The organism is Streptomyces montanus, from assembly GCF_005786655.1.
GTDB lineage: Bacteria > Actinomycetota > Actinomycetes > Streptomycetales > Streptomycetaceae > Streptomyces > Streptomyces sporangiiformans.
On the sequence record NZ_VBZC01000001.1, the window covers coordinates 18,619 to 40,287 of the forward strand.

General features: G+C 70.6%; 20 protein-coding genes and 1 pseudogene. 12 read left to right on the forward strand and 9 right to left on the reverse strand.

Annotation, left to right across the window (positions count from 1 at the left end):
• Positions 1-97: 97 nt before the first annotated feature.
• The gene (locus FE633_RS00095) at positions 98-1,738 is read left to right on the forward strand and encodes an ABC-F family ATP-binding cassette domain-containing protein (RefSeq protein WP_138042911.1); all 1,641 of its coding nucleotides are present in this window, start codon (positions 98-100) and stop codon (positions 1,736-1,738) included.
• A 139-nt stretch (positions 1,739-1,877) separates the two neighbouring features.
• Here the strand turns inward: FE633_RS00095 and FE633_RS00100 are convergent, their stop codons facing one another.
• On the reverse strand, positions 1,878-2,342 hold the full coding sequence (locus FE633_RS00100) for a DUF6174 domain-containing protein (RefSeq protein WP_246113334.1): 465 nt from the start codon (positions 2,340-2,342) through the stop codon (positions 1,878-1,880).
• A 288-nt stretch (positions 2,343-2,630) separates the two neighbouring features.
• On the opposite strand from FE633_RS00100, the gene FE633_RS00105 reads away from it, so the two are divergent.
• A complete protein-coding gene (locus FE633_RS00105; protein ID WP_138042912.1) occupies positions 2,631-3,515 on the forward strand; it encodes an alpha/beta fold hydrolase in 885 nt (294 codons plus the stop codon).
• 167 nt (positions 3,516-3,682) lie between these two features.
• Here the strand turns inward: FE633_RS00105 and FE633_RS00110 are convergent, their stop codons facing one another.
• The 3 genes from FE633_RS00110 to FE633_RS00115 form a co-directional block, all read right to left on the reverse strand.
• Positions 3,683-6,067, reverse strand: coding sequence for a Tex family protein (locus tag FE633_RS00110; protein WP_138042913.1), 2,385 nt, complete (start codon positions 6,065-6,067; stop codon positions 3,683-3,685).
• A gap of 151 nt (positions 6,068-6,218) precedes the next feature.
• Positions 6,219-6,362: an LPFR motif small protein gene (locus FE633_RS46960; protein ID WP_171059742.1), complete on the reverse strand. Its 144-nt coding sequence runs from the start codon at positions 6,360-6,362 to the stop codon at positions 6,219-6,221.
• A 140-nt stretch (positions 6,363-6,502) separates the two neighbouring features.
• Positions 6,503-7,369, reverse strand: coding sequence for an SCO6745 family protein (locus tag FE633_RS00115; protein WP_138042914.1), 867 nt, complete (start codon positions 7,367-7,369; stop codon positions 6,503-6,505).
• A gap of 132 nt (positions 7,370-7,501) precedes the next feature.
• On the opposite strand from FE633_RS00115, the gene FE633_RS00120 reads away from it, so the two are divergent.
• Positions 7,502-8,470: a GlxA family transcriptional regulator gene (locus FE633_RS00120; RefSeq protein WP_138042915.1), complete on the forward strand. Its 969-nt coding sequence runs from the start codon at positions 7,502-7,504 to the stop codon at positions 8,468-8,470.
• Positions 8,471-8,561: 91 nt separating this feature from the next.
• Positions 8,562-9,197 (forward strand): DJ-1/PfpI family protein, encoded by a 636-nt coding sequence (locus tag FE633_RS00125; RefSeq protein WP_138042916.1) that lies wholly within the window; start codon positions 8,562-8,564, stop codon positions 9,195-9,197.
• On the opposite strand, the gene FE633_RS00130 is transcribed toward FE633_RS00125, so the two are convergent.
• Entirely contained in the window at positions 9,184-9,933 is a 750-nt protein-coding gene (locus tag FE633_RS00130; protein WP_138042917.1) for an enoyl-CoA hydratase/isomerase family protein, read from the reverse strand. The genes FE633_RS00125 and FE633_RS00130 overlap by 14 nt on opposite strands.
• Before the next feature lie 301 nt (positions 9,934-10,234).
• On the opposite strand from FE633_RS00130, the gene FE633_RS00135 reads away from it, so the two are divergent.
• On the forward strand, positions 10,235-10,741 hold the full coding sequence (locus FE633_RS00135; RefSeq protein WP_138042918.1) for an ATP-binding protein: 507 nt from the start codon (positions 10,235-10,237) through the stop codon (positions 10,739-10,741).
• 13 nt (positions 10,742-10,754) lie between these two features.
• Here the strand turns inward: FE633_RS00135 and idi are convergent, their stop codons facing one another.
• From idi to galE, 4 genes and pseudogenes are all read right to left on the reverse strand, one after another.
• Positions 10,755-11,348 (reverse strand): isopentenyl-diphosphate Delta-isomerase, encoded by a 594-nt coding sequence (idi, locus tag FE633_RS00140; RefSeq protein ID WP_119103548.1) that lies wholly within the window; start codon positions 11,346-11,348, stop codon positions 10,755-10,757.
• Between the two features lie 126 nt (positions 11,349-11,474).
• Positions 11,475-12,716 (reverse strand): bifunctional class I SAM-dependent methyltransferase/N-acetyltransferase, encoded by a 1,242-nt coding sequence (locus FE633_RS00145; RefSeq protein WP_138042919.1) that lies wholly within the window; start codon positions 12,714-12,716, stop codon positions 11,475-11,477.
• Positions 12,717-12,927: 211 nt separating this feature from the next.
• Positions 12,928-13,151, reverse strand: a pseudogene (locus FE633_RS00150) (cation efflux transmembrane domain-containing protein); the annotation flags it as partial.
• An 18-nt stretch (positions 13,152-13,169) separates the two neighbouring features.
• Entirely contained in the window at positions 13,170-14,204 is a 1,035-nt protein-coding gene (galE, locus tag FE633_RS00155) for a UDP-glucose 4-epimerase GalE (RefSeq protein ID WP_138042920.1), read from the reverse strand.
• A 293-nt stretch (positions 14,205-14,497) separates the two neighbouring features.
• On the opposite strand from galE, the gene FE633_RS00160 reads away from it, so the two are divergent.
• The 7 genes from FE633_RS00160 (at position 14,498) to FE633_RS00190 (ending at position 21,561) form a co-directional block, all read left to right on the forward strand.
• Positions 14,498-16,297: a DUF5941 domain-containing protein gene (locus tag FE633_RS00160; RefSeq protein ID WP_138042921.1), complete on the forward strand. Its 1,800-nt coding sequence runs from the start codon at positions 14,498-14,500 to the stop codon at positions 16,295-16,297.
• Complete coding sequence (locus tag FE633_RS00165; protein WP_138042922.1) at positions 16,294-17,046, forward strand: phosphocholine cytidylyltransferase family protein; 753 nt, start codon at positions 16,294-16,296, stop codon at positions 17,044-17,046. The genes FE633_RS00160 and FE633_RS00165 overlap by 4 nt, the downstream gene beginning before the upstream one ends.
• On the forward strand, positions 17,034-18,095 hold the full coding sequence (locus FE633_RS00170) for an iron-containing alcohol dehydrogenase family protein (protein ID WP_138042923.1): 1,062 nt from the start codon (positions 17,034-17,036) through the stop codon (positions 18,093-18,095). Before FE633_RS00165 ends, FE633_RS00170 begins: the two co-directional genes overlap by 13 nt.
• Complete coding sequence (locus FE633_RS00175) at positions 18,073-18,855, forward strand: CDP-alcohol phosphatidyltransferase family protein (protein WP_119103541.1); 783 nt, start codon at positions 18,073-18,075, stop codon at positions 18,853-18,855. Before FE633_RS00170 ends, FE633_RS00175 begins: the two co-directional genes overlap by 23 nt.
• The gene (locus FE633_RS00180) at positions 18,852-19,745 is read left to right on the forward strand and encodes a glycosyltransferase family 2 protein (protein WP_138042924.1); all 894 of its coding nucleotides are present in this window, start codon (positions 18,852-18,854) and stop codon (positions 19,743-19,745) included. The genes FE633_RS00175 and FE633_RS00180 overlap by 4 nt, the downstream gene beginning before the upstream one ends.
• Before the next feature lie 96 nt (positions 19,746-19,841).
• Complete coding sequence (locus tag FE633_RS00185; RefSeq protein WP_138042925.1) at positions 19,842-20,774, forward strand: ABC transporter permease; 933 nt, start codon at positions 19,842-19,844, stop codon at positions 20,772-20,774.
• Complete coding sequence (locus tag FE633_RS00190) at positions 20,767-21,561, forward strand: ABC transporter ATP-binding protein (protein ID WP_138042926.1); 795 nt, start codon at positions 20,767-20,769, stop codon at positions 21,559-21,561. Before FE633_RS00185 ends, FE633_RS00190 begins: the two co-directional genes overlap by 8 nt.
• Positions 21,562-21,669 lie beyond the last annotated feature (108 nt).

The window sequence follows — 21,669 nt, forward strand, 5'->3', positions numbered from 1 at the left end:
GGAGAGGCCGTGGGCGCGGAGAGGCGGCGGTGAGGCGGTGGTGAGGAGTAGATCCGGGCGCTGATGTGCGAGCCGGGCGATTAGGATCTGCTCCCTGATGACTGCCACTCTCGTCGCCAAGAATCTCGCCGCCGGTCACGGCGACCGCTCCCTCTTCTCCGGGCTCGACCTCGTCGTCGCGCCCGGCGATGTGATCGGGCTGGTCGGTGCCAACGGCGCGGGCAAGTCCACGCTGCTGCGCCTGCTCGCCGGGCTGCTCACACCCGAGCAGGGCGAGCTGAGGCTCTCCCCGCCGGGCGCCACCGTCGGGCATCTGCCACAGGAGCCGGACCGCCGGCCGGGCGAGACCGTGCGGGAGTTCCTCGCCCGCCGCACGGGTGTGGCCGAGGCCCAGCGCGAGATGGACGAGGCCACGCAGGCGCTGGTCGACGGGGCACCGGGCGCGGACGACGCGTACGCGACGAGCCTGGAGCGGTGGCTCGGTCTCGGCGGCGCCGACCTCGACGAGCGGGCCGAGGAGGTCGCCGACTCCCTCCGCCTCGGTATCGGCCTGGACCAGCCGATGACGTCGCTGTCCGGCGGCCAGGCGGCCCGCGCCGGACTCGCCTCCCTGCTGCTCTCCCGCTACGACGTCTTCCTGCTCGACGAGCCCACCAACGATCTCGACCTGGACGGCCTGGAGCGCCTGGAGCGCTTCGTGGGCGGGCTGCGCGCGGGCACCGTCGTCGTGAGCCACGACCGCGAGTTCCTCAGCCGCACCGTCACCAAGGTCCTCGAACTCGACCTCGTTCAGCAGCAGATCACGCTCTACGGCGGCGGATACGAGGCCTATCTGGAGGAGCGGGACGTGGCACGCCGGCACGCCCGCGAGGACTACGAGGAGTACGCCGACAAGAGGGCCGCGCTCGAAGGGCGGGCCCAGATGCAGCGTGCCTGGATGGACAAGGGCGTCAAGAACGCGCGGCGCAAGGCGGGGAGCGACAACGACAAGATCGGGCGCAAGTTCCGCAGCGAGGCCAGCGAGAAGCAGGCCGCGAAGGCCCGGCAGACCCAGCGCATGATCGAGCGGCTCGACGCCGTCGAGGAGCCGCGCAAGGAGTGGGAACTGCGGATGGAGATCGCCGCGGCGCCACGATCGGGTGCCGTGGTCGCCACCCTGCGCGACGCGGAGGTGCGCCGCGGTGACTTCACCTTCGGCCCGGCGACACTCCAGATCGACTGGGCGGACCGCGTGGCCGTCACCGGCGCGAACGGCGCGGGCAAGTCCACGCTGCTCGCCGCCCTGCTGGGCCGCGTGCCGCTGGACGCGGGCCATGCCACCCTCGGCCCGGGCGTGATCGTCGGTGAGGTCGACCAGGCCCGCAAACTGTTCCACGCCTCGGAATCGCTGCTCGACGCGTTCCGTGCGGCGGTCCCGGACACGGAACCGGCCGAAGTGCGCACCCTCCTCGCCAAGTTCGGCCTCAAGTCCGACCATGTACTGCGCGCCGCCGCAAGCCTCTCACCGGGCGAACGCACCCGCGCGGCCCTGGCCCTGCTGCAGGGCCGCGGCGTCAACCTCCTCGTCCTGGACGAGCCGACCAACCACCTGGACCTGCCGGCGATCGAACAGCTGGAGTCGGCCCTGGACGCGTACGAGGGCACGCTGCTCCTGGTCACCCACGACCGGCGGATGCTCGACGCGGTGCGGACGACACGGCGGTTGGAGGTCGCGGACGGCAAGGTGACGGAGCGCTGACGGAGGCTGCCCCGGGCGTGTGGCCGGCCGCCGCGCCAGGGTGGGGAGTCGATGACGTACCCGTCCGCGTCGAACCCCAGGTCCCTGCGGAAGTCGTCCGAGCCCGCAGCGCGTCGGGGCGCCCGTTTCAGGACCTGGGTTACGCGAGCGGCTCGTAGTCGCTGATGACGTACAGGGCCTCGTCGTCGATAGCGTTCTCCTCCCAGTCCAGCCAGATCCGGACGGGGTGGCCGGCGCCTGCATGTTCGACCTCTGCCTGGTGGGCGCCGTCCTCGCGTGCCTGCGCCAGCTCATCCAACAGGTCCCCGATCGTGGGCACTTGGTCGGGCAGCTGTTTCACCACGCGCCGGGCGCTCTCGTCGAGTCCGACGGCCTTCACGACCTTTGCGTCCCGGACGGTGATGTCGAACGTGCCGATCAGCGCGCGCTCGCCCTCGCTCGACGTGAGCGTGTAGGTGTACGAGGAGGGCTCCTGCCAGTCGGGCTCGCTCGCCTTCGCTGAGGAATCCTTGCCGCACGCCGACGTCGTCCACAGCAGTGCTCCGAGCACTGCGGCGGCACGGAGGGTTCGCGGGCGGTTTCGCACGGCAGTCGTCGCGATCACGGGAGCCCCTTCTTCAAAGACGGTCACCCCTGTGACGTCGTGGGACCGGGGAACGTTCGCCCGGGCCGGTCACCGCCGACATCGGCACTGTGCGGTGTGTGGCAGCCAGCCGCGCAACGCCGGGGCCACCGATCAGGCTGCCAGCAATGGACAGCCCATTTAAGGGCGCTGACCTGCGACTTTGTGCTCGCGGCTGCTCTCGTCGCTTGAACAAGAGGGAGTTTCCTCAGGAGCTCGCCGGGTAGCTGCACCCATCACCGAATCCGTCCCGTAGAGGAGGTGGGATCGATGGACACCCCGGCCGCCACCAGGACAGCACACCGGTACACGGACATCGACGGGGTCCGGGTCTTCTACCGTGAGGCCGGCCCGCCCGATGCCCCTGTCGTTCTGCTCCCGCACGGTTATCCGTCATCCTCGTTCCAGTTCCGCGCCTTCATGCCGGCGCTGGCCGACCGGTGGCGGCTGATCGCGCCCGATTTCCCAGGCTTCGGCTACAGCGACACCCCGGATCCGGCCGGCTTCCCGTACACCTTCGACGGGTACGCCGGCTTCCTGGAACGCTTCACCACGGCGCTGGAGCTGCGCAGGTACGCCCTCTACCTGCACGACTACGGCTCGCAGATCGGGCTGCGGCTGGCGATGCGCGCACCGGAGCGCGTCGCGGCGCTGATCGTCCAGAACGGGGACATCTACGAGGAAGAGCTCGGCCCGAAGTACCAGACGCTCAAGGAGTACTGGGAACACCCGACGCCCGAAGGGCGGGAGCGCCTGCTGGCGGCGGTGACCGAGGAGGGCCTGCGTGAGGAGTTCGTCGGCGAGATCGACGAACGGCTCGTGGAGCGTGTCAGCCCCGACCTGTGGAAACTGTCGTGGCCCCTGCTGGCTTCCCCGCAGCGCCGCGAGATCATGGTCGGGCTCATGCAGGGACTGCGGGAGAACCTCGACTGGTTCCCGAAGTACCAGGCGTACCTGCGCGAGCACCGCCCCCCGACGCTGATCGCCTGGGGCCCCCAGGACGGCTACATGCCCGAGGGCGCCGCGCGCGCCTATCTGCGTGACCTGCCGGACGCCGAGCTTCATCTGCTGGACGGCGGGCACTGGCTGCTGGAGACCCACCTGGAGGAAGTCGTGGCCCTGGTACGCGACTTCCTCGCGAAGGTGCACACCTAGCTGGTTGAGAAACGGGCACTTGGCTTAGGGGCGCGGGGAACTGCGCGACCAGCCACAGCGGGCCCGCAGCCGAAGTGCGAGCAAAGGGGGCCTGGGGGCGCAGCCCCCTGTTTCGGGAAGGGGTGGGCTGGGGGAAGGAAAACCCCCAGCCCACCCACTCGCGGTGTTCAGCCCCGCCCCCGCCCGCCCTTCGGGTCAACGAGCCCGGCACGCCGAAGCGCGTCCGCCATGGCGCTGTTGGCGGGTGGCGGCGCCTGGCGGGACCCGCCGCCACCGCCCCCGCCGCGGCCCTGCCGCTGCTGACCCCGCTGCTGGGGCGGACGGCCGCCCCGCTGGGGCCGGCCCCCACCCTGCTGCTGCCCCTGCGGAGCAGCCTCGTCGTCCAGACGCAGCGTCAGCGAGATCCGCTTGCGCGGGATGTCGACCTCCAGGACCTTCACCTTCACGATGTCGCCGGGCTTCACGACGTCGCGCGGGTCCTTGACGAAGGTCTTGGACATCGCGGAGACGTGCACGAGCCCGTCCTGGTGGACGCCGATGTCCACGAAGGCGCCGAAGGCGGCGACGTTCGTGACGACGCCCTCCAGCACCATCCCGGAGGACAGGTCGGAGATCTTCTCGACGCCCTCCTTGAAGGTGGCCGTCTTGAAGGCGGGACGCGGGTCGCGGCCCGGCTTCTCCAGCTCCTTGAGGATGTCCGTGACGGTCGGCAGACCGAACGTCTCGTCCACGAAGTCGGCCGGCTTCAGCGAGCGCAGCGCACCCGTGTTGCCGATCAGCGAGGCGACCTCACTGCCCGCCGTCTTCACCATCCGCCGCACCACGGGATACGCCTCCGGGTGCACGCTGGACGCGTCCAGCGGATCGTCACCTTCGCGAATCCGAAGGAAGCCGGCGCACTGCTCGTAGGCTTTGGGCCCCAGCCGCGCCACCTCCTTGAGCGCGGTCCGCGACCGGAACGGCCCGTTCGCGTCGCGGTGCGCCACGATGTTCTCGGCGAGCCCGGAGGAGATGCCGGAGACCCGGGCGAGCAGCGGCGTGGAGGCGGTGTTCACGTCCACGCCGACGCCGTTCACACAGTCCTCGACCACCGCGTCCAGCGATCGCGACAGCTTCACCTCGGACAGGTCGTGCTGGTACTGCCCCACGCCGATCGACTTCGGGTCGATCTTCACCAGCTCGGCCAGCGGGTCCTGCAGGCGCCGCGCGATGGAGACGGCGCCGCGCAGCGACACGTCCATGCCGGGCAGCTCCTGCGAGGCGAAGGCCGACGCCGAGTACACGGAGGCGCCGGCCTCGGACACCATCACCTTCGTGAGCTTCAACTCTGGGTGCTTCCCGATGAGTTCACCGGCGAGCTTGTCGGTCTCCCGGGACGCCGTGCCGTTGCCGATCGCGATCAGCTCGACCGTGTGCTCCTTGGCGAGCCGGGCCAGCTTGGCCAGGGACTCGTCCCACTTGTTCTGCGGGACGTGCGGATAGATGACGTCCGTCGCGACGACCTTGCCGGTCGCGTCGACCACCGCCACCTTCACGCCCGTACGGAATCCCGGGTCGAGCCCGAGCGTCGTGCGCGTGCCCGCGGGGGCGGCGAGCAGCAGGTCGCGCAGGTTCGCCGCGAAGACGTTGACCGCCTCGTCCTCGGCGGCCGTCCGCAGCCGCAGGCGCAGGTCGATGCCGAGGTGCACGAGGATGCGGGTGCGCCAGGCCCAACGGACCGTGTCCGCCAGCCACTTGTCGGCGGGCCGGCCGCGGTCGGCGATCCCGAAGCGGTTCGCGACGAGTCCCTCGTACGAGGTAGGTCCGTCCGTCGGCTCCTCGGGCTCCAGGACGAGGTCGAGGACCTCCTCCTTCTCGCCGCGCAGAATGGCCAGGATGCGGTGGGAGGGCAGCTCGGTGAAGGGCTCGGCGAAGTCGAAGTAGTCGGCGAACTTGGCGCCCGCCTCCTCCTTGCCGTCCCGCACCTTGGCCGCGAGCCGGCCGCGCACCCACATGCGCTCACGCAGCTCGCCGATCAGGTCGGCGTCCTCGGAGAACCGCTCGGTGAGGATCGCGCGGGCACCGTCGAGGGCCGCCTGCGGATCGTCGACGCCCTTGTCGGCGTCGACAAAAGCGGCCGCCGCGGCCAGGGGCTCGACGGCCGGGTCACTGAGCAGCCCCTCGGCCAGCGGCTCCAGACCCGCCTCGCGCGCGATCTGCGCCTTCGTCCGCCGCTTCGGCTTGAACGGCAGATAGATGTCCTCCAGACGCGCCTTGGTCTCGGCGCCGCGGATCCGTGCCTCCAGCTCGTCGGTGAGCTTGCCCTGCTCACGCACCGAGTCCAGGACCGCCGTCCGCCGCTCCTCCAGCTCCCGCAGGTAGCGCAACCGCTCCTCGATCGTGCGCAGCTGCGCATCGTCGAGCATCTCGGTCGCTTCCTTGCGGTAGCGGGCGATGAAGGGCACCGTCGAACCGCTGTCGAGCAAATCGACGGCAGCCTTGACCTGCCGCTCCCGTACGCCGAGCTCCTCGGCGATCCTGCCTTCGATGGACCCTACGAGGGGTGTCGTCACGATCCCGTACCGCCTTCTTCACTGAGGTTGCGCGGCAATTGTGGCAGGTGACACCGACAACGGGGGATCAGGGCGGCATCACGGCACACGAAAGGCCGGGCACACCCTCGGTGTGCCCGGCCACGACGGCGGTCCGCGGTCGCACGGGCGGTCACACCCGGCGGGCCCGCCCGGCGCGTCGCGTCGAGTGGGAGGCACCCCCGAACAGCCGGGCCAGCACCCGGAACGGCAACGTCACGATCGTGGCGAGCGCTCCGCCGATCTGCCGCAACACGTCTGCAATCGCTCGGAACACGTCTTCCCCTTTCGCTTCCCGGCCCCTTGGTCCGCGACCGGTGGCGTCCGGGTACCTCGGAGCCGGGTCCCGAATCCCGGGCCGCCCTGGCCGACCGTGACGCATGCGGACGCACGCGCGCGTGTGTGCGTCCCCGGCCCTCAGCTCTTGCCGATCATCCCCTCGGGGAACGCCCCCGCCGTGAGGGCCGTCATGAGCAGTCCTGTCGCCAGCTCGGTGAGGCGTTCGACGCCCGCGGCGCCCAAGTGCTCGTACGGGGCCCGGTCGAGGCGGTCCGTCCGCTCTTCGATCTCCTTGCGCAGGTCGACCCCCGCCGCCGTCAACTCCCCCTCGGCGTCGAGCAGTCCGCGCTCCCGGAGGCGGTCGGCCGCGGCGTCCCAGTCCTCGCGCGTCCAGCCGCGCGTGGCGAGGATCCACTTCGGTGCCATGCCCTTGCCGGTGGCGGTGTGGCTCACCAGAGCCTCGACGGGGTCGAGTGCCGCGCCGAGCAGGACCGTGAGGTGCCCGTCGCCCCGGTGCTCGCGCAGCAGCGTGGCCGCGTGCCAGAGGGCGAGATGCGGTTCGTCGGGCACGGGCAGATCCGCGTGCGCCGCGTACAGCGGGCGTGCGGTCCGTACGCACGCCTGGGCCGCGCGCAGTGCGAGCTCCGCCGCCTCGGCCATCTCCTTGGACCTGATCGCCTCGTCGCCGAGCAGGCGCCGCAGCGTCGCGTCGACGGCACGGGCGCGTGCCGCGAGCACGGCCTCCGGAGCAGCCGTCCGCCACACCTCGGGCACATGCCGCGCCACCAGCTCATGGCGGAAGTTGTAGAAGGTCGCCGTCACCACGCCCGCGCCCACGGGACCCATGGCCGCGGCCCGCGCCGCGAAGTACGCGGCATTGCGGTCGGCGACCCCGATCGCGGCCAGCTCCCGCCCCAGGTCCGGCGAGAAGTAGTGCGTCGAGTGGAGGGGATTGAGGACGTTGTGGCAGCGCCGCCCGGCGCGTTCTGGCAGAGCAGTCGTCATACCGAAGAGGGTACCGACTGGTCGGTTGGTGACGGTCGGCGGGTCGGGTGGATTCACCGTCATGGCAGGAAGGCAGGAAAGGTGGGCTACTCGTCATTGCGGACGCAGCCCTGCCTGCCAAGAATCGAGAACATGGCGCACCGGACCGTCCTTGTCATTCTGTTCGACGACGTACAGAGCCTCGACGTCACGGGCCCCGTGGAGGTGTTCGCGGGTGCTGTCACGTATGTCGGCGACCCCGAGAGCACGTATCGCATCCACACCGCCTCGCTCGACGGCGCACCCGTACGCACCAGCAGCGGTCTGACCCTCACTCCGGACCACGCGCTCGCCGACGCCCCGACCCCGCACACCCTGCTCGTGCCGGGCGGGCAGGGCACCCGCGCACCCGACCCGCGCCTGACCGAATGGCTGCGCGTACACGGCCCGCGCGCGCGGCGCCTGGTCTCCGTCTGCACGGGTGCGATCCTCCTCGCCGAGGCCGGCCTCCTGGACGGGCGCCGGGTGACGACCCACTGGGGCTACTGCGAGACGCTCGCGCGTCACCACCCGGCGGTCGAGGTCGACCCGGACCCCATCTACGTACGCGACGGGAACGTGGCCACCTCGGCGGGCGTCACCGCCGGCATCGACCTGGCCCTCGCGCTCGTCGAGGAGGACCTCGGCCGCGAGGTGGCGCTCACCGTCGCCCGCCACCTGGTCGTCTTCCTGCGCCGTCCGGGAAACCAGGCCCAGTTCAGTGCCCAGCTCGCCGCTCAGACGGCCCAGCGCGAACCGCTCCGTGAGGTCCAGCAGTGGATCACCGAGCACCCCGGCGAGGATCTGACCGTGGAGGCCCTCGCCGCCCGCGCCAGCCTCTCACCACGCCACTTCGCCCGTGCCTTCCAGGCGGAGACCGGCATGACCCCGGGGCGCTACGTGGACCGCGTCCGCCTCGAGCACGCCCGCCGTCTGCTGGAGGACACCGCCGACGGCATCGAGGAGATCTCCCGCGCCTGCGGTTACGGCACGCCCGAGGCGATGCGCCGCGCCTTCGTGCGCACCCTCGGCGCGGCCCCGGCGGAGTACCGCCGCCGCTTCCGCCCCGCGCTCACCTCCTGAAGCCACCGCTCGCCCACAGAAGCTGCGGAAAGCGGCCGAACGACCCGCCGAAGTCACCGCATCACCCCGCCGAACCCACGAAAGGCCTGCGATGCAGATAGCCATCGTCCTCTTCGACCGCTTCACCGCCCTCGACGCCGTCGGCCCCTACGAGACCCTCGGCCGCCTCCCGGACGCGGAGACCGTCTTCGTCGCCGAGCGCACCGGCCCCGTCCGCACGGACACCGGCGTCCTGGCGATCACCGCCGACAAGACCCTGGCCGAGGTTCCGAGCCCCGACATCGTCGTGGTCCCCGGGGGCCCCGGCCAGACACCGCAGATGGAGAACGAGGTGCTCCTCGACTGGCTGCGCGCCGCCGACGCCACGAGCACCTGGACGACCTCCGTGTGCACCGGCTCTCTGCTGCTCGCCGCGGCCGGACTGCTCAACGGCCGTCGCGCCACCTCGCACTGGCTCGCACTCGACTTCCTCAAGGGGTTCGGCGCCGAGCCGACGGGAGAGCGGGTCGTGACCGACGGCAAGTACGTCACGGCGGCCGGCGTCTCCTCCGGCATCGACATGGGACTCACTCTGGTGGGCAGGATCGCGGGCGACGAACACGCCCAGGCCGTACAGCTGTTGACGGAGTACGACCCGCAGCCGCCCTACGACGCGGGGTCCCCGCAGAAGGCACCCGCGCATCTCGTCGAGGAGTTCCGCTCGAAGAGCCGCTTCATCCTGGCGTAGTCCAGGTGAAGTCCGGCTGACGGCGCTCCAGGAAGGCGGCGACTCCCTCCGCGGTGTCGCCGCTCGCGCTCGCCTGCTCCGCCCAGTACGCGTCCCGGTCCGTACGTCCGTTCGCGAACTCCTTCGCCGCGGCCTGCGTCAGCTGCGAGCGTGCTGCGAGTACCCGAGTGAACTCCGCCACCCGCTTGCCGAGTTCGCCGTCCGGCAGCACCTCGTTCACGAGACCGGTTCGCAGGGCGTGCTCCGAGTCGATCAACTCGCCCGAGAACAACAGGTACTTGGCGGTGGACGGTCCCACCAGGGACACCAACCGCCGCGTGGAGGAGGCCGCGTACACGATCCCCAGCTTCGCCGGAGTGATCCCGAACAGCGCGCCCTCGTCCACGAAACGCAGATCGCACGCCGCCGCCAGCTGGCACCCGCCGCCCACGCAGTAGCCGCGCACCGCGGCGAGTGTTGGCTTGGGAAAGGCGGCGAGCGCGTCCTCCGCGCGCACGGCCAGCCCTTGCGCCTGGGCCGAGGAGCCCCGCAGCGCCGAGATGTCGGCCCCGGCACAGAAGGTCTCACCCTCGCCGGTGAGTACGAGCGCACGCACGGCGGGATCGGCGGCCAGCGCGTCGAGCAGGGGCGGCAGCGCCTCCCACATGCCGGCCGTCATGGCGTTGCGCTTCGCCGGATGGTGGATCACGACGGTGGCGACCCCGTCGGCGACGCTGTGCAGCAGCTGCGGCTCCATGAGCCGGATGCTATCCGCACGCTCGAACGCACGATCAAGAGGGACGGTCGCACGATCAAGAGGGACGGTGCCGTACCGTCGGCACCGTGACGTTGGTCTCGTCCTGGGCCAAACCGTACAACCCGAAGAGTCTGAATTCGACGCAAGAAGGGCAACGGCGGTCTCACGTCCGACCGTGTCGTACATGGTCGGTCGGAAGCCGTCGATACTCGCTGACTTCTGTTCAGTTCCTCGGCCGGGACAGCGCGTTACCAACACTCGACGTGTGGTGACAATCGAGCGCAAGGGTAGGGACCGGACGATGGACGATCATGGGCGTGGGCCCGGCCCACGCCCTGAAGGCGGCGGGGACGTACCACCCGCCGGGGCACCGCCCGGCCCGCTGCCGTACGAGGGCGTCTGGCGGTTCACCGCTCCAGCCGTCGACGTCTCGGTGCCGCAGGCGCGGCACGCCGTCCGTGACCTGCTGGCCCGGCAGGGCGTGCCCATCTCGGACGACCTCGTCCAGGGGCTCCTGCTGATCGTCTCCGAGCTGGTGACCAACGCCGTCCGGCACGCGGCGCTGCTCTCCCCGATGCTGGCCGTGGAGGTCGCCGTCGGTGCCGAGTGGGTGCGCGTCTCCGTCGAGGACAACCACCCCTACCGCCCGACCGCCCTGGAGGCCGACCACGGGCAGACCGGCGGCCGTGGTCTGCTCCTGGTACGCGAGATCGCGGCGGAGGCGGGCGGCGTGTGCGACGTCGAACACACCGCGAGCGGCGGCAAGGTGATCTGGGCCGCCCTGCCGCTCAAACCCACACAGGCCTGACAAGCGCCGGCGGTCACCAGCCCGCGGACGAACCCGTCAGCTCCCTGATCGCCGGGCGCGCCGCGTCCAGGACGGTCATGAACCACGCGGAGAACGGGTCCCTCGCGTGCCGTTCCGCCAGCTCGGCGGCCGTCACGAAAGCCGTCGAGCCGACCTCCTCCGCGTCCGGCCGCAGCGGCGACTGGACCATGCCCACGAACAGATGGTTGAACTCCTGCTCCACCAGCCCCGAGTGCGGGTCCGGGTGGTTGTAGCGCACCGTGCCCGCCTCGGCCAACAGCGACGGAGAGACTCCGAGCTCCTCGTACGTGCGCCGCGCGGCCGCCGCGAAGGGCGCCTCACCCGGATAGGGGTGGCCGCAGCAGGTGTTGGACCAGACGCCGGGGGAGTGGTACTTGCCGAGCGCGCGCTGCTGCAACAGCAGCCTGCCCTGCTCGTCGAACAGGAAGACGGAGAACGCCCGGTGCAGCTTCCCGGGTGGCTGATGGGCGGCGAGCTTCTCCGCGGTGCCGATCGTCGTGCCGTCCTCATCGACCAGTTCCAGCAAGATGGCTTCGGCGGTGCCGGTGGACGAACTGTGCGTCGCGGTGGCAGGAGTGATCGGCATACCCATCCTTCGCTTCGGTCTTCGAACCTCAAGTCTGCCGTACGAAAGCGCTACTCCCGGCACCACGCGGTGTCCCGCATGTCCGGTTCCGCCGCGCGGACGAACCGGACATGCGGGAGCCGTCGATCAGACGCCGAAAGCGGCCGGATACTTGATCGTGCCCGTGGGCACCGGCACGGAATCGTCCAGGACAAGCGCCATCATCGCCTCGTCCGGGACCTCGAATCCGGCCCGGATGCCGTACCCCGAGGCGGGCACGAAACCGAACCTCGGGTAGTACTCGGGGTGGCCGAGTACGAGCACCAGCCGCTCCCCACGCGCGCGTGCCGCCCGCAGCACCGCGCGTACGACGGCCGCTCCGGCACCCTGCCGCTGATACCGCGGCCGTACGGCCACGGGCGCCAGGGCGAGCGCCGGCGCCCCGTCGACATGGCAGCGGGTGATCAGCGCGTGCGCCGCGACCGTGCCGTCCGGTGCCTCGGCGACATACGACAGGCCCGGCAGCCACGCCCCGGAGTCGGCGCGCAGCGCGTCCACCAGGTCCGCCTCCACCTCGGTCGGGAAGGCCGCGGCGTTGACCGCGTGCACCTCGGCGCGGTCGGCGGGGGTCTCCGGACGGGTGAGCCAGCCGGGCGCGCCCTCCGGCAGCCGCAGCACGTATCCGGTGTAGCCGTACTCGCCGCCGTGCTCCCGGCGCAGTGTGATCTCCTCGCGGGCACCCGCCACGGCCTCGGCCATGCCCGGCATGGCGAGGTCCGCGGTGTCGGCCTTGGCACCCAGCGGGCCGTAGTACTCGTCCCAGTCGGACTCCGGCTGCGGGTACACGCCGATGACGGTGTATCCCGCGGCCTCGGCGGCCCGGCTGTTTCCCTCGGTCGTGCGCAACGCGCACTGACCTTCCCAGAAGGCGCGGGCCCGGGGCGAGGGCGAGTCGGTGGTCCACTCGCCCTCGGTGATCACAAGAGTGCCGCCGGGCGCGAGCAGGCGCCGCCAGGAGCGCAGCGCGGTGTCGAAGCCGATGGAGTAGGCCGAGCTCTCGGCCCAGACGAGGTCGAACGAGCCGTCGGGGCAGGGGAGTTCGCCCATGTCCGCGTTGAGTGTGCGGATCGAGCCCGCGAGCCCGCGCGCCTCGGCGGCCGCCCGCAGCTCGGCGAGGAACGGCTCGTGCAGATCGACGGCGGTCACCTCGGCGCCCGCCTCGGCGGCGAGCAGCAGCGCGGCGCGGCCGGGCCCGCATCCCAGGTCGAGTACGCGCGGCCGGGCGGGCAGTGGGCCCGCGAGCGAGAGGAGGTGACGGGTGGTGGCGTCGGAGCCGGGGCCCTGACGTGGAAGTCCGTGGTGCAGGGTGAAGAAGGCGTTGTCGGTCAACGTGAAAACCCTTGGGTGAAGGGCCCGGCCGACGATTCCCTGAACGTCAGCCGCGGGCCCGGGAGATGGGGATGCCTGAGTCGCTGCGCACAGCAGCGCCGAACGCGACAGTCATCAACCCACCTCCTGAATCGTCGGCCACGGTAGCACCGAGACGGACGACTCCGCCCGGCAATTGGGGACGGGCAGCCCCGAGGTGATCGTCCAGGAGCTCGATCGCCTTGTACACGACGTACCCGCCGACGCCGACCAGCAGCAGACAGTTGGCGAGCGCGGCGAGGATCTCGGCGCGCGCATAGCCGAAGGTGCGGCTGCGCTCGGTGCCCGGTTGGCGAAATGGATCGCGAGCAGAGCCACGGTGAGCGTGATCGCCAGCGCGGCGCGCAGTCTCCCTTGGTGGGCGGCTGCCGCCGTGCCCCCGCTGTAATCCGGCAGGTCAGAGCGTCGGCATGATCAGCCGGAGTGGTGGAGGCGCCAGCCCTGCCAGGCCGACTCGACCATCTCGCGCATCCCGCGACGCGCGGTCCAGCCGAGTTCCTCGGCAGCGCGCGCGGCCGAGGCGACCGCGCGCGGGGCGTCGCCCGGGCGGCGCGGTTCGACGAGCGCGGTGCGGGTGTCGCCGGTGACCTCGCCGATGAGGGTCACGAGTTCGCGTACCGAGACACCCTCACCGCGGCCGATGTTCACCGTCAGGTCGCCCGTCGCGCCCGTCGCGTGCGTGGCGTGCGTGGCGCCCGTCGCGTCCGTGGCCCCCCTCGCGCGTGTGACATCCGTCGCGGTCAGCCGCCGCGCTGCCGCGAGGTGCGCGTCGGCGAGGTCGGCCACGTGGATGTAATCGCGTACGCAGGTGCCGTCCGGCGTCGGATAGTCGTCGCCGAAGATCCGTGGGGCCTCGTCGCGGGTGAGCCGGTCGAACACCATCGGGACCACGTTGAAGACGCCGGTGTCGGCCAGTTCGGGCGCGGCCGCCCCCGCGACGTTGAAGTAGCGCAGACAGACGGTCGCGATGCCGTGCGCCCGGCCCGCCGCCCGCACCAGCCACTCACCGGCGAGCTTCGTCTCGCCGTACGGACTCATCGGGGCGCACGGGGTGTCCTCCGTGATGAGGTCCACATCCGGGTTGCCGTAGACGGCGGCGGACGACGAGAAGAGGAACCGCCCGATGCCCGCCTCGGCGACCGCGTCGAGGAGGGTCGCGAGGCCGCCGACGTTCTCCTGGTAGTAGCGCGCGGGCTGTGCGACGGACTCGCCGACCTGCTTGCGGGCCGCGAGATGCACCACACCCGTCACCGCGTGTTCGGCGAACGTCCGCTTCAGCAGATCACCGTCGAGCGATGAGCCCTGTATGAGAGCTATGTCCGACGGCAGTCGGTGAGCGACGCCGGCCGAGAGATCGTCGAGCGCGACGACCCGCTCTCCCGCTTCGGCCATGACGCGTGCCACATGCGCCCCGATATATCCAGCTCCACCTGTGATCAGCCATGTCATGGTCGTTCACCCTATGCCGGGCCGATCGGTTCCGGTCCGGGGTGCGAACCTTGCCCCGGAAAGTTCCGTTCTGCGATCGCGATTTGGGGCGCGGGCCCCGGATCCACGATGATGATCGCAGCAGGCGCAGCACTCAGCCCGTGCTGATCGGGCCGTTAACGGGCGGTGAACGGCAGCTTCTCATCATCCGATAGCCTCTGCCGACACGCCGCCCGGCCGCCCCCGGCCTGGGGCACCCCATCACGCACATGCCCGGCGCCATGGACGCGTCGGAACCCAGGGAGTGAGTTCGTCTGTCGACCGCCATCCTCACCGGTCAGCCGGTCCCCGGATCGTCCCTCGAGGGCGATCTGCGGTCGCTCGGCTTCGACGTGCGGGTCGCCACCGACGCGGCCGACGCCGAGACGCTCCTTGCCGCCGTGCCCGCGGACCAGCGGGTCGCCGTCGTCGACACCCGGTTCGTGGGGCACGTCCACGCCCTGCGCATCGGGCTCACCGACCCGCGCTTCGACGCCTCCGCGATCCCCGGAGCCGTGACCGTCCGGCCCGCGGCCCGTTCCGCGCTCGCCCGCGCTCTGCACGCGGCCGCCGGTGACGCGTCGAGCGGCTCCGTGGTGGTCGGCATCGTCGCCGACCGCGTCGCGGAGTTGCTCGACACCACCGAACTGCACCGCCCCGATCTCGGCGAACTCGTGGCCGCCGTCCCCCGGGACCCCCAGGCCCGCAACGAGGCCCGTCAGTCCGTGGTCGCCATCGACGACGAGGCGATCAGGCTGCGTACGGCCGTGAAGTCGCGCGACGGCTTCTTCACCACGTACTGCATCAGCCCGTACTCCCGCTACATCGCCCGCTGGTGCGCCCGCCGCGGTCTGACCCCGAACCAGGTCACCACGGCCTCGCTGTTCACCGCGCTGATCGCGGCCGGCTGCGCGGCGACGGGCACCCGCGCCGGCTTCGTCGCGGCCGGGCTGCTGCTCCTCTTCTCCTTCGTCCTGGACTGCACGGACGGACAACTCGCCCGTTACTCGCTGCAGTACTCGACGCTCGGTGCCTGGCTCGACGCGACCTTCGACCGCGCCAAGGAGTACGCCTACTACGCGGGCCTCGCTCTCGGAGCCGCCCGCGGCGGCGACGACGTATGGGCCCTCGCCCTCGGCGCGATGGTCCTGCAGACCTGCCGGCACGTCGTCGACTTCTCCTTCAACGAGGCGAACCACGACGCCACCGCCAACACCAGCCCCACCGCTGCCCTGTCGGACAAGCTCGACAGCGTCGGCTGGACGGTCTGGGTGCGCCGGATGATCGTGCTGCCCATCGGCGAGCGCTGGGCGATGATCGCCGTGCTCACGGCGGCCACGACGCCTCGTATCACCTTCTACGCACTGCTCATCGGGTGCGCGCTCGCGGCCACTTACACCACGGCGGGACGCGTGCTCAGGTCGCTGACCCGCAAGGCACAGCGCACCGACCGCGCGGCCCAGGCACTCGCCGACCTCACGGACTCCGGCGCGCTCGCCACGGGGCTGGCGCGTCTCGCGCGTCGTGCACCGCTGCGGGCACCGGCGTATGTCGCGTTCATCGGCGGCGCCGTCGTGGTGCTCGCCACATGGCTTGCCCCCTACGGGAGTTGGTGGCCCGTCCTGGGCGCCGCGTTCTACGTACTCCAGTCGCCCATCGCCCTCGCCCGCCCCCTCAAAGGGGCCCTGGACTGGCTCGTTCCCCCCTTCTTCCGCGCCGCCGAATACGGCACGGTCCTGGTACTGGCCGCCAAAGCCGACGTGAACGGAGCCCTGCCCGCGGCTTTCGGCCTGGTGGCCGCCGTCGCCTACCATCACTACGACACGGTGTACCGCATACGCGGCAACGCCGGCGCACCGCCGCACTGGCTGGTGCGGGCGATCGGCGGGCACGAAGGCAGGACGCTGCTGGTCACCGTTCTGGCCGCGCTGCTCGCCGCCACTGATTTCACGTTCGCGCTCGCGGCGCTCGCCGCGGCCGTGGCACTCGTGGTGCTCGTGGAGAGCATCCGTTTCTGGGTGACCGCCCACCGACGTGGCGCACCCGCCGTACACGATGAAGGAGAACCCGCATGATCGGCCTCGTGCTGGCGGCCGGCGCCGGACGGCGTCTGCGCCCCTATACCGACACCCTGCCCAAGGCACTGGTGCCGGTGGGACCCGAAGGCGACGAGGACAGCATCACCGTGCTCGACCTCACCCTCGGCAACTTCGCCGAGATCGGCCTGACCGAGGTCGCGATCATCGTCGGGTACCGCAAGGAGGCCGTCTACGAGCGCCGCGAGGCGCTCGAGAAGAAGTACGGTGTCAAGATCACCCTGATCGACAACGACAAGGCCGAGGAGTGGAACAACGCCTACTCCCTCTGGTGCGGCCGTGACGCCATCAAGCACTCGGTGATCCTCGCCAACGGCGACACCGTGCACCCGGTCTCCGTGGAGAAGACGCTGCTCGCCGCGCGCGGCGACGGCAAGAAGATCATCCTTGCCCTCGACACGGTGAAGTCCCTCGCCGACGAGGAGATGAAGGTCGTCGTCGACCCCGAGAAGGGCATGACGAAGATCACCAAGCTGATGGACCCGGCCGAGGCCACCGGTGAGTACATCGGCGTCACCCTCATAGAGGGTGAGGCCGCCGACGAGCTCGCGGACGCGCTGAAGACCGTCTTCGAGACCGACCCGCAGCAGTTCTACGAGCACGGCTACCAGGAGCTCGTGAACCGCGGCTTCCGCATCGACGTGGCCCCCATCGGCGACGTCAAGTGGGTCGAGATCGACAACCACGACGACCTGGCCAAGGGACGTGAAATCGCGTGCCAGTACTGACGAGGCTCATCCCCTCGCCGGTCGTCGTCGACATCCGTCCGGGCGCCCTGGACGATCTGGCGGAGGTCCTCGCCGACCAGCGCATCTCGCACTCCGGCAAGCTGGCCGTCGCGATCAGCGGCGGCTCCGGGGCCAAGCTGCGTGAGCGGCTGGCTCCGGCCCTGCCGGGCGCGAGCTGGTACGAGGTCGGCGGCGGCACCATCGACGACGCGATCAAGCTCGCCGACGCCATGAAGTCCGGGCACTACGACGCGGTCGTGGGTCTCGGCGGCGGCAAGATCATCGACTGTGCGAAGTTCGCCGCGGCGCGTATCGGCCTCCCGCTGGTCGCCGTCGCCACGAACCTCTCGCACGACGGTCTGTGCTCGCCGGTCGCGACGCTCGACAACGACGCGGGGCGCGGCTCCTACGGCGTACCGAACCCGATCGCGGTCGTCATCGACCTCGACGTGATCCGCGAGGCCCCGGTCCGCTTCGTGCGCTCCGGTATCGGCGACGCCCTGTCCAACATCTCCGCGGTCGCGGACTGGGAGCTCGCCCACCGCGAGCAGGGCGAGGCGATCGACGGTCTGGCCGCCGCCATGGCGCGCCAGGCGGGCGAGGCCGTGCTGCGGCACCCGGGCGGCGTCGGCGACGACGCCTTCCTCCAGGTGCTCGCCGAGGGACTGGTGCTCACCGGCATCTCCATGTCGGTGGCGGGCGACTCCCGCCCGGCCTCCGGCGCCTGCCACGAGATCAACCACGCCTTCGACCTGCTCTTCCCCAGGCGCGCGGCCAGCCACGGCGAGCAGTGCGGCCTGGGCGCGGCCTTCGCGATGCATCTGCGCGGGGCGCGCGAGGAGTCGGCGTACATGGCCGAGGTGCTGCGCCGCCACGGGCTGCCCGTCCTCCCGGAGGACATCGGCTTCACCGTGGAGGAGTTCGTCCAGGTCGTGGAGTTCGCACCGAAGACCCGGCCCGGCCGTTACACGATCCTCGAACACCTCGACCTCAACACCGATCAGATCAAGGACGCATACGCCGACTATGCCAAGGCCATCGGTAGCTGAACTGCGCCCCGTCGTGCACCCCGAAGGGGTGAAGGACCGGCGCAGTGGTGAGCACTGGGCGGGACGCCTGTACATGCGAGAGATCTCGCTGCGCTGCGACCGGTACCTGGTGAACACCAGGATCACGCCCAACCAGCTCACATATCTGATGGTCGTCGCGGGCATCCTGGCGGGCGCGGCACTCCTCGTGCCCGGGCTCGCCGGGGCGCTCCTCGGCGCCGTCCTCATCCAGATCTACCTGCTGCTCGACTGTGTCGACGGCGAGATCGCCCGTTGGCGGGGCCAGACCTCGATCACCGGCGTCTACCTGGACCGCATCGGCCACTACCTGTCCGAGGCGGCCCTCCTCGTGGGCTTCGGCCTGCGCGGCGCCGACCTGTTCGACGGCTCCGAGAGCCCCGAGTGGCTGTGGGCCTTCCTCGGCACGCTGGCCGCGCTCGGCGCGATCCTGATCAAGGCGGAGACGGACCTGGTCGACGTGGCCCGCGCCCGCAGCGGACTGCCCGCGGTCAAGGACGAGGCGGCCACGCCCCGCTCCTCGGGCATCGCCGTGGCCCGCCGGGCCGCGGCCGCGCTCAAGTTCCACCGCCTGGTGGGCGGTGTCGAGGCCAGCCTGTTCATCCTGTTCGTGGCGATCCTCGACCTGGTGGGCGGCGACCTCTTCTGGACCCGCCTGGGCATCGCGGTCCTGGCCGGCATCGCGATCCTGCAGACCCTGCTGCACCTGGTGTCCATCCTGGCATCGAGCAGGTTGAAGTGAGCACGGGCATGAAGGTCGGCGCGGTGATCATCACCATGGGCAACCGCCCCGATGAACTCCGCGCCCTCCTCGACTCGGTCGCCAAGCAGGACGGCGACCCGGTCGAGGTGGTCGTGGTCGGCAACGGCTCCCCGGTGCCGGATGTCCCCGAAGGTGTCCGCACCATCGAGCTGCCGGAGAACCTGGGCATCCCGGGCGGCCGCAACGTCGGCATCGAGGCGTTCGGCCCCGGCGGCACGGACGGCTATGACGTCGATGTGCTTCTCTTCCTCGACGACGACGGCCTGCTCGCCCGCCATGACACCGCCGAGCTGTGCCGCGAGGCCTTCGAGGCCGACCCGGAGCTCGGCATCATCAGCTTCCGCATCGCCGACCCGGACACCGGTGTCACCCAGCGCCGTCACGTCCCGCGCCTGCGGGCCTCCGACCCGCTGCGCAACTCGCGTGTCACCACCTTCCTCGGTGGCGCCAACGCCGTCCGTACGAAGGTCTTCGCCGAGGTCGGCGGGCTGCCGGACGAGTTCTTCTACGCCCATGAGGAGACCGACCTCGCCTGGCGGGCTCTCGACGCGGGCTGGATGATCGACTACCGCTCGGACATGGTGCTGTACCACCCCACGACAGCCCCCTCGCGGCACGCGGTCTACCACCGGATGGTCGCCCGCAACCGGGTATGGCTGGCGCGCCGCAACCTGCCCACCCTCCTGGTGCCGGTCTACCTCGGCGTCTGGATGCTGCTGACCTTGGCCCGCCGCCCCTCGCGACCTGCTCTGAAGGCCTGGTTCGGCGGCTTCAAGGAGGGCTGGACCACCGCGTGCGGCCCGCGCCGTCCCATGAAGTGGCGTACGGTATGGCGCCTGACGCGACTGGGCCGACCACCCGTCATCTGACAAGCTCGATATCTGAGAGCATGCGGCCGTACCCGGTCCCGGGATCCTGCCCGGGCCCGATCCGGCCGCGCACTTTGAGGACGAAAGTTTCCACTTGTGAGTGAGACAACGCATGACGGCGGAGGAGTCGCGGTGAGCGCCCCTCCGTCGCCCGATGACGGGCTCTCCGCGGCGAACCTCGCCGCCAAGTACGGGCTCGCCGTGAGCGGTGCCCGGCCAGGACTCGTCGAGTACGTCCGCCAGCTCTGGGGACGGCGTCACTTCATCCTCGCCTTCTCCCAGGCGAAGCTCACCGCCCAGTACAGCCAGGCGAAGCTCGGCCAGCTGTGGCAGGTGGCCACGCCGCTGCTGAACGCGCTCGTGTACTTCCTGATCTTCGGCCTGATCCTGGGCGCCGACCGTGGCATGTCCCAAGAGGTCTACATCCCGTTCCTGGTGACGGGTGTGTTCGTCTTCACCTTCACGCAGAGCTCGGTGATGGCGGGCGTACGAGCGATCTCCGGCAACCTCGGGCTGGTGCGGGCGCTGCACTTCCCGCGCGCCTCGCTGCCCATCTCGTTCTCGCTGCAACAGCTCCAGCAACTGCTCTTCTCGATGCTCGTGCTGTTCGCAGTGGCGGTCGGATTCGGCAGCTACCCGAAGCTGTCCTGGTTGCTGATCCTCCCGGTCCTGGTCCTGCAGTTCCTCTTCAACACCGGCCTCGCGATGATCATGGCCCGGGCGGGCTCCAAGACCCCGGACCTCGCGCAGCTCATGCCGTTCGTGATGCGTACGTGGATGTACGGGTCCGGCGTCATGTTCTCCATCCCGATCATGCTCAAGGGCAAGCCCGAGTGGATCGCCGATGTCCTCCAGTGGAACCCGGCCGCCATCTACATGGACCTGATGCGCTTCGCACTGATCGACGGCTACGGCTCCGAGAACCTGCCCCCGCACGTCTGGGCGGTCGCCGGTGCCTGGGCCGTCCTCGTCGCCGTCGGAGGGTTCGTGTACTTCTGGAAGGCGGAGGAGCGGTACGGCCGTGGCTGAGCAGAACACCACCGGGCCGGACGCCGAGTCCCGGATCCCCACCGTCATCGCGGACGAGCTGCACATCGTCTACCGCGTCAACGGAGCCAAGACCGGCAAGGGCAGCGCCACCGCCGCCCTCAGCCGCATACTCAAACGCGGCGAGGAGCGCGGCGTCCGCAAGGTGCACGCCGTTCGCGGTGTCTCCTTCATCGCCTACCGGGGTGAGGCCATCGGCCTGATCGGCTCCAACGGCTCAGGCAAGTCCACGCTGCTGCGCGCCATCGCGGGACTGCTCCCCGCCGAGAAGGGCAAGGTCTACACCGACGGCCAGCCCTCGCTCCTCGGCGTCAACGCGGCGCTGATGAACGACCTCACGGGCGAGCGCAACGTGATCCTCGGCGGCCTCGCGATGGGCATGTCCCGCGAGCAGATCAGGGAGCGCTACGAGGAGATCGTCGACTTCTCGGGCATCAACGAGAAGGGGGACTTCATCACTCTCCCGATGCGCACCTATTCCTCCGGCATGGCGGCGCGCCTGCGTTTCTCCATCGCGGCCGCCAAGGACCACGACGTCCTGATGATCGACGAGGCCCTCGCCACGGGCGACCGCAAGTTCCAGAAGCGCTCCGAGGCCCGCATCCGGGAGCTGCGCAAGGAAGCCGGCACCGTGTTCCTGGTGAGCCACAACAACAAGTCGATCCGCGACACCTGCGACCGCGTCCTGTGGCTGGAGCGTGGCGAGCTGCGCATGGACGGCCCGACCGACGAGGTCCTCAAGGAGTACGAGAAGTTCACGGGGAAGTAGGCCCCGGGCACCACCTCTGGGCCCCGCCGGAACGCCTCCGGCGGGGTCCTGCCGCGCAACCGGAACGCCTCCGGCGGAGTCCTCTCGTGCAAAGAGGCGCCCAAGGGA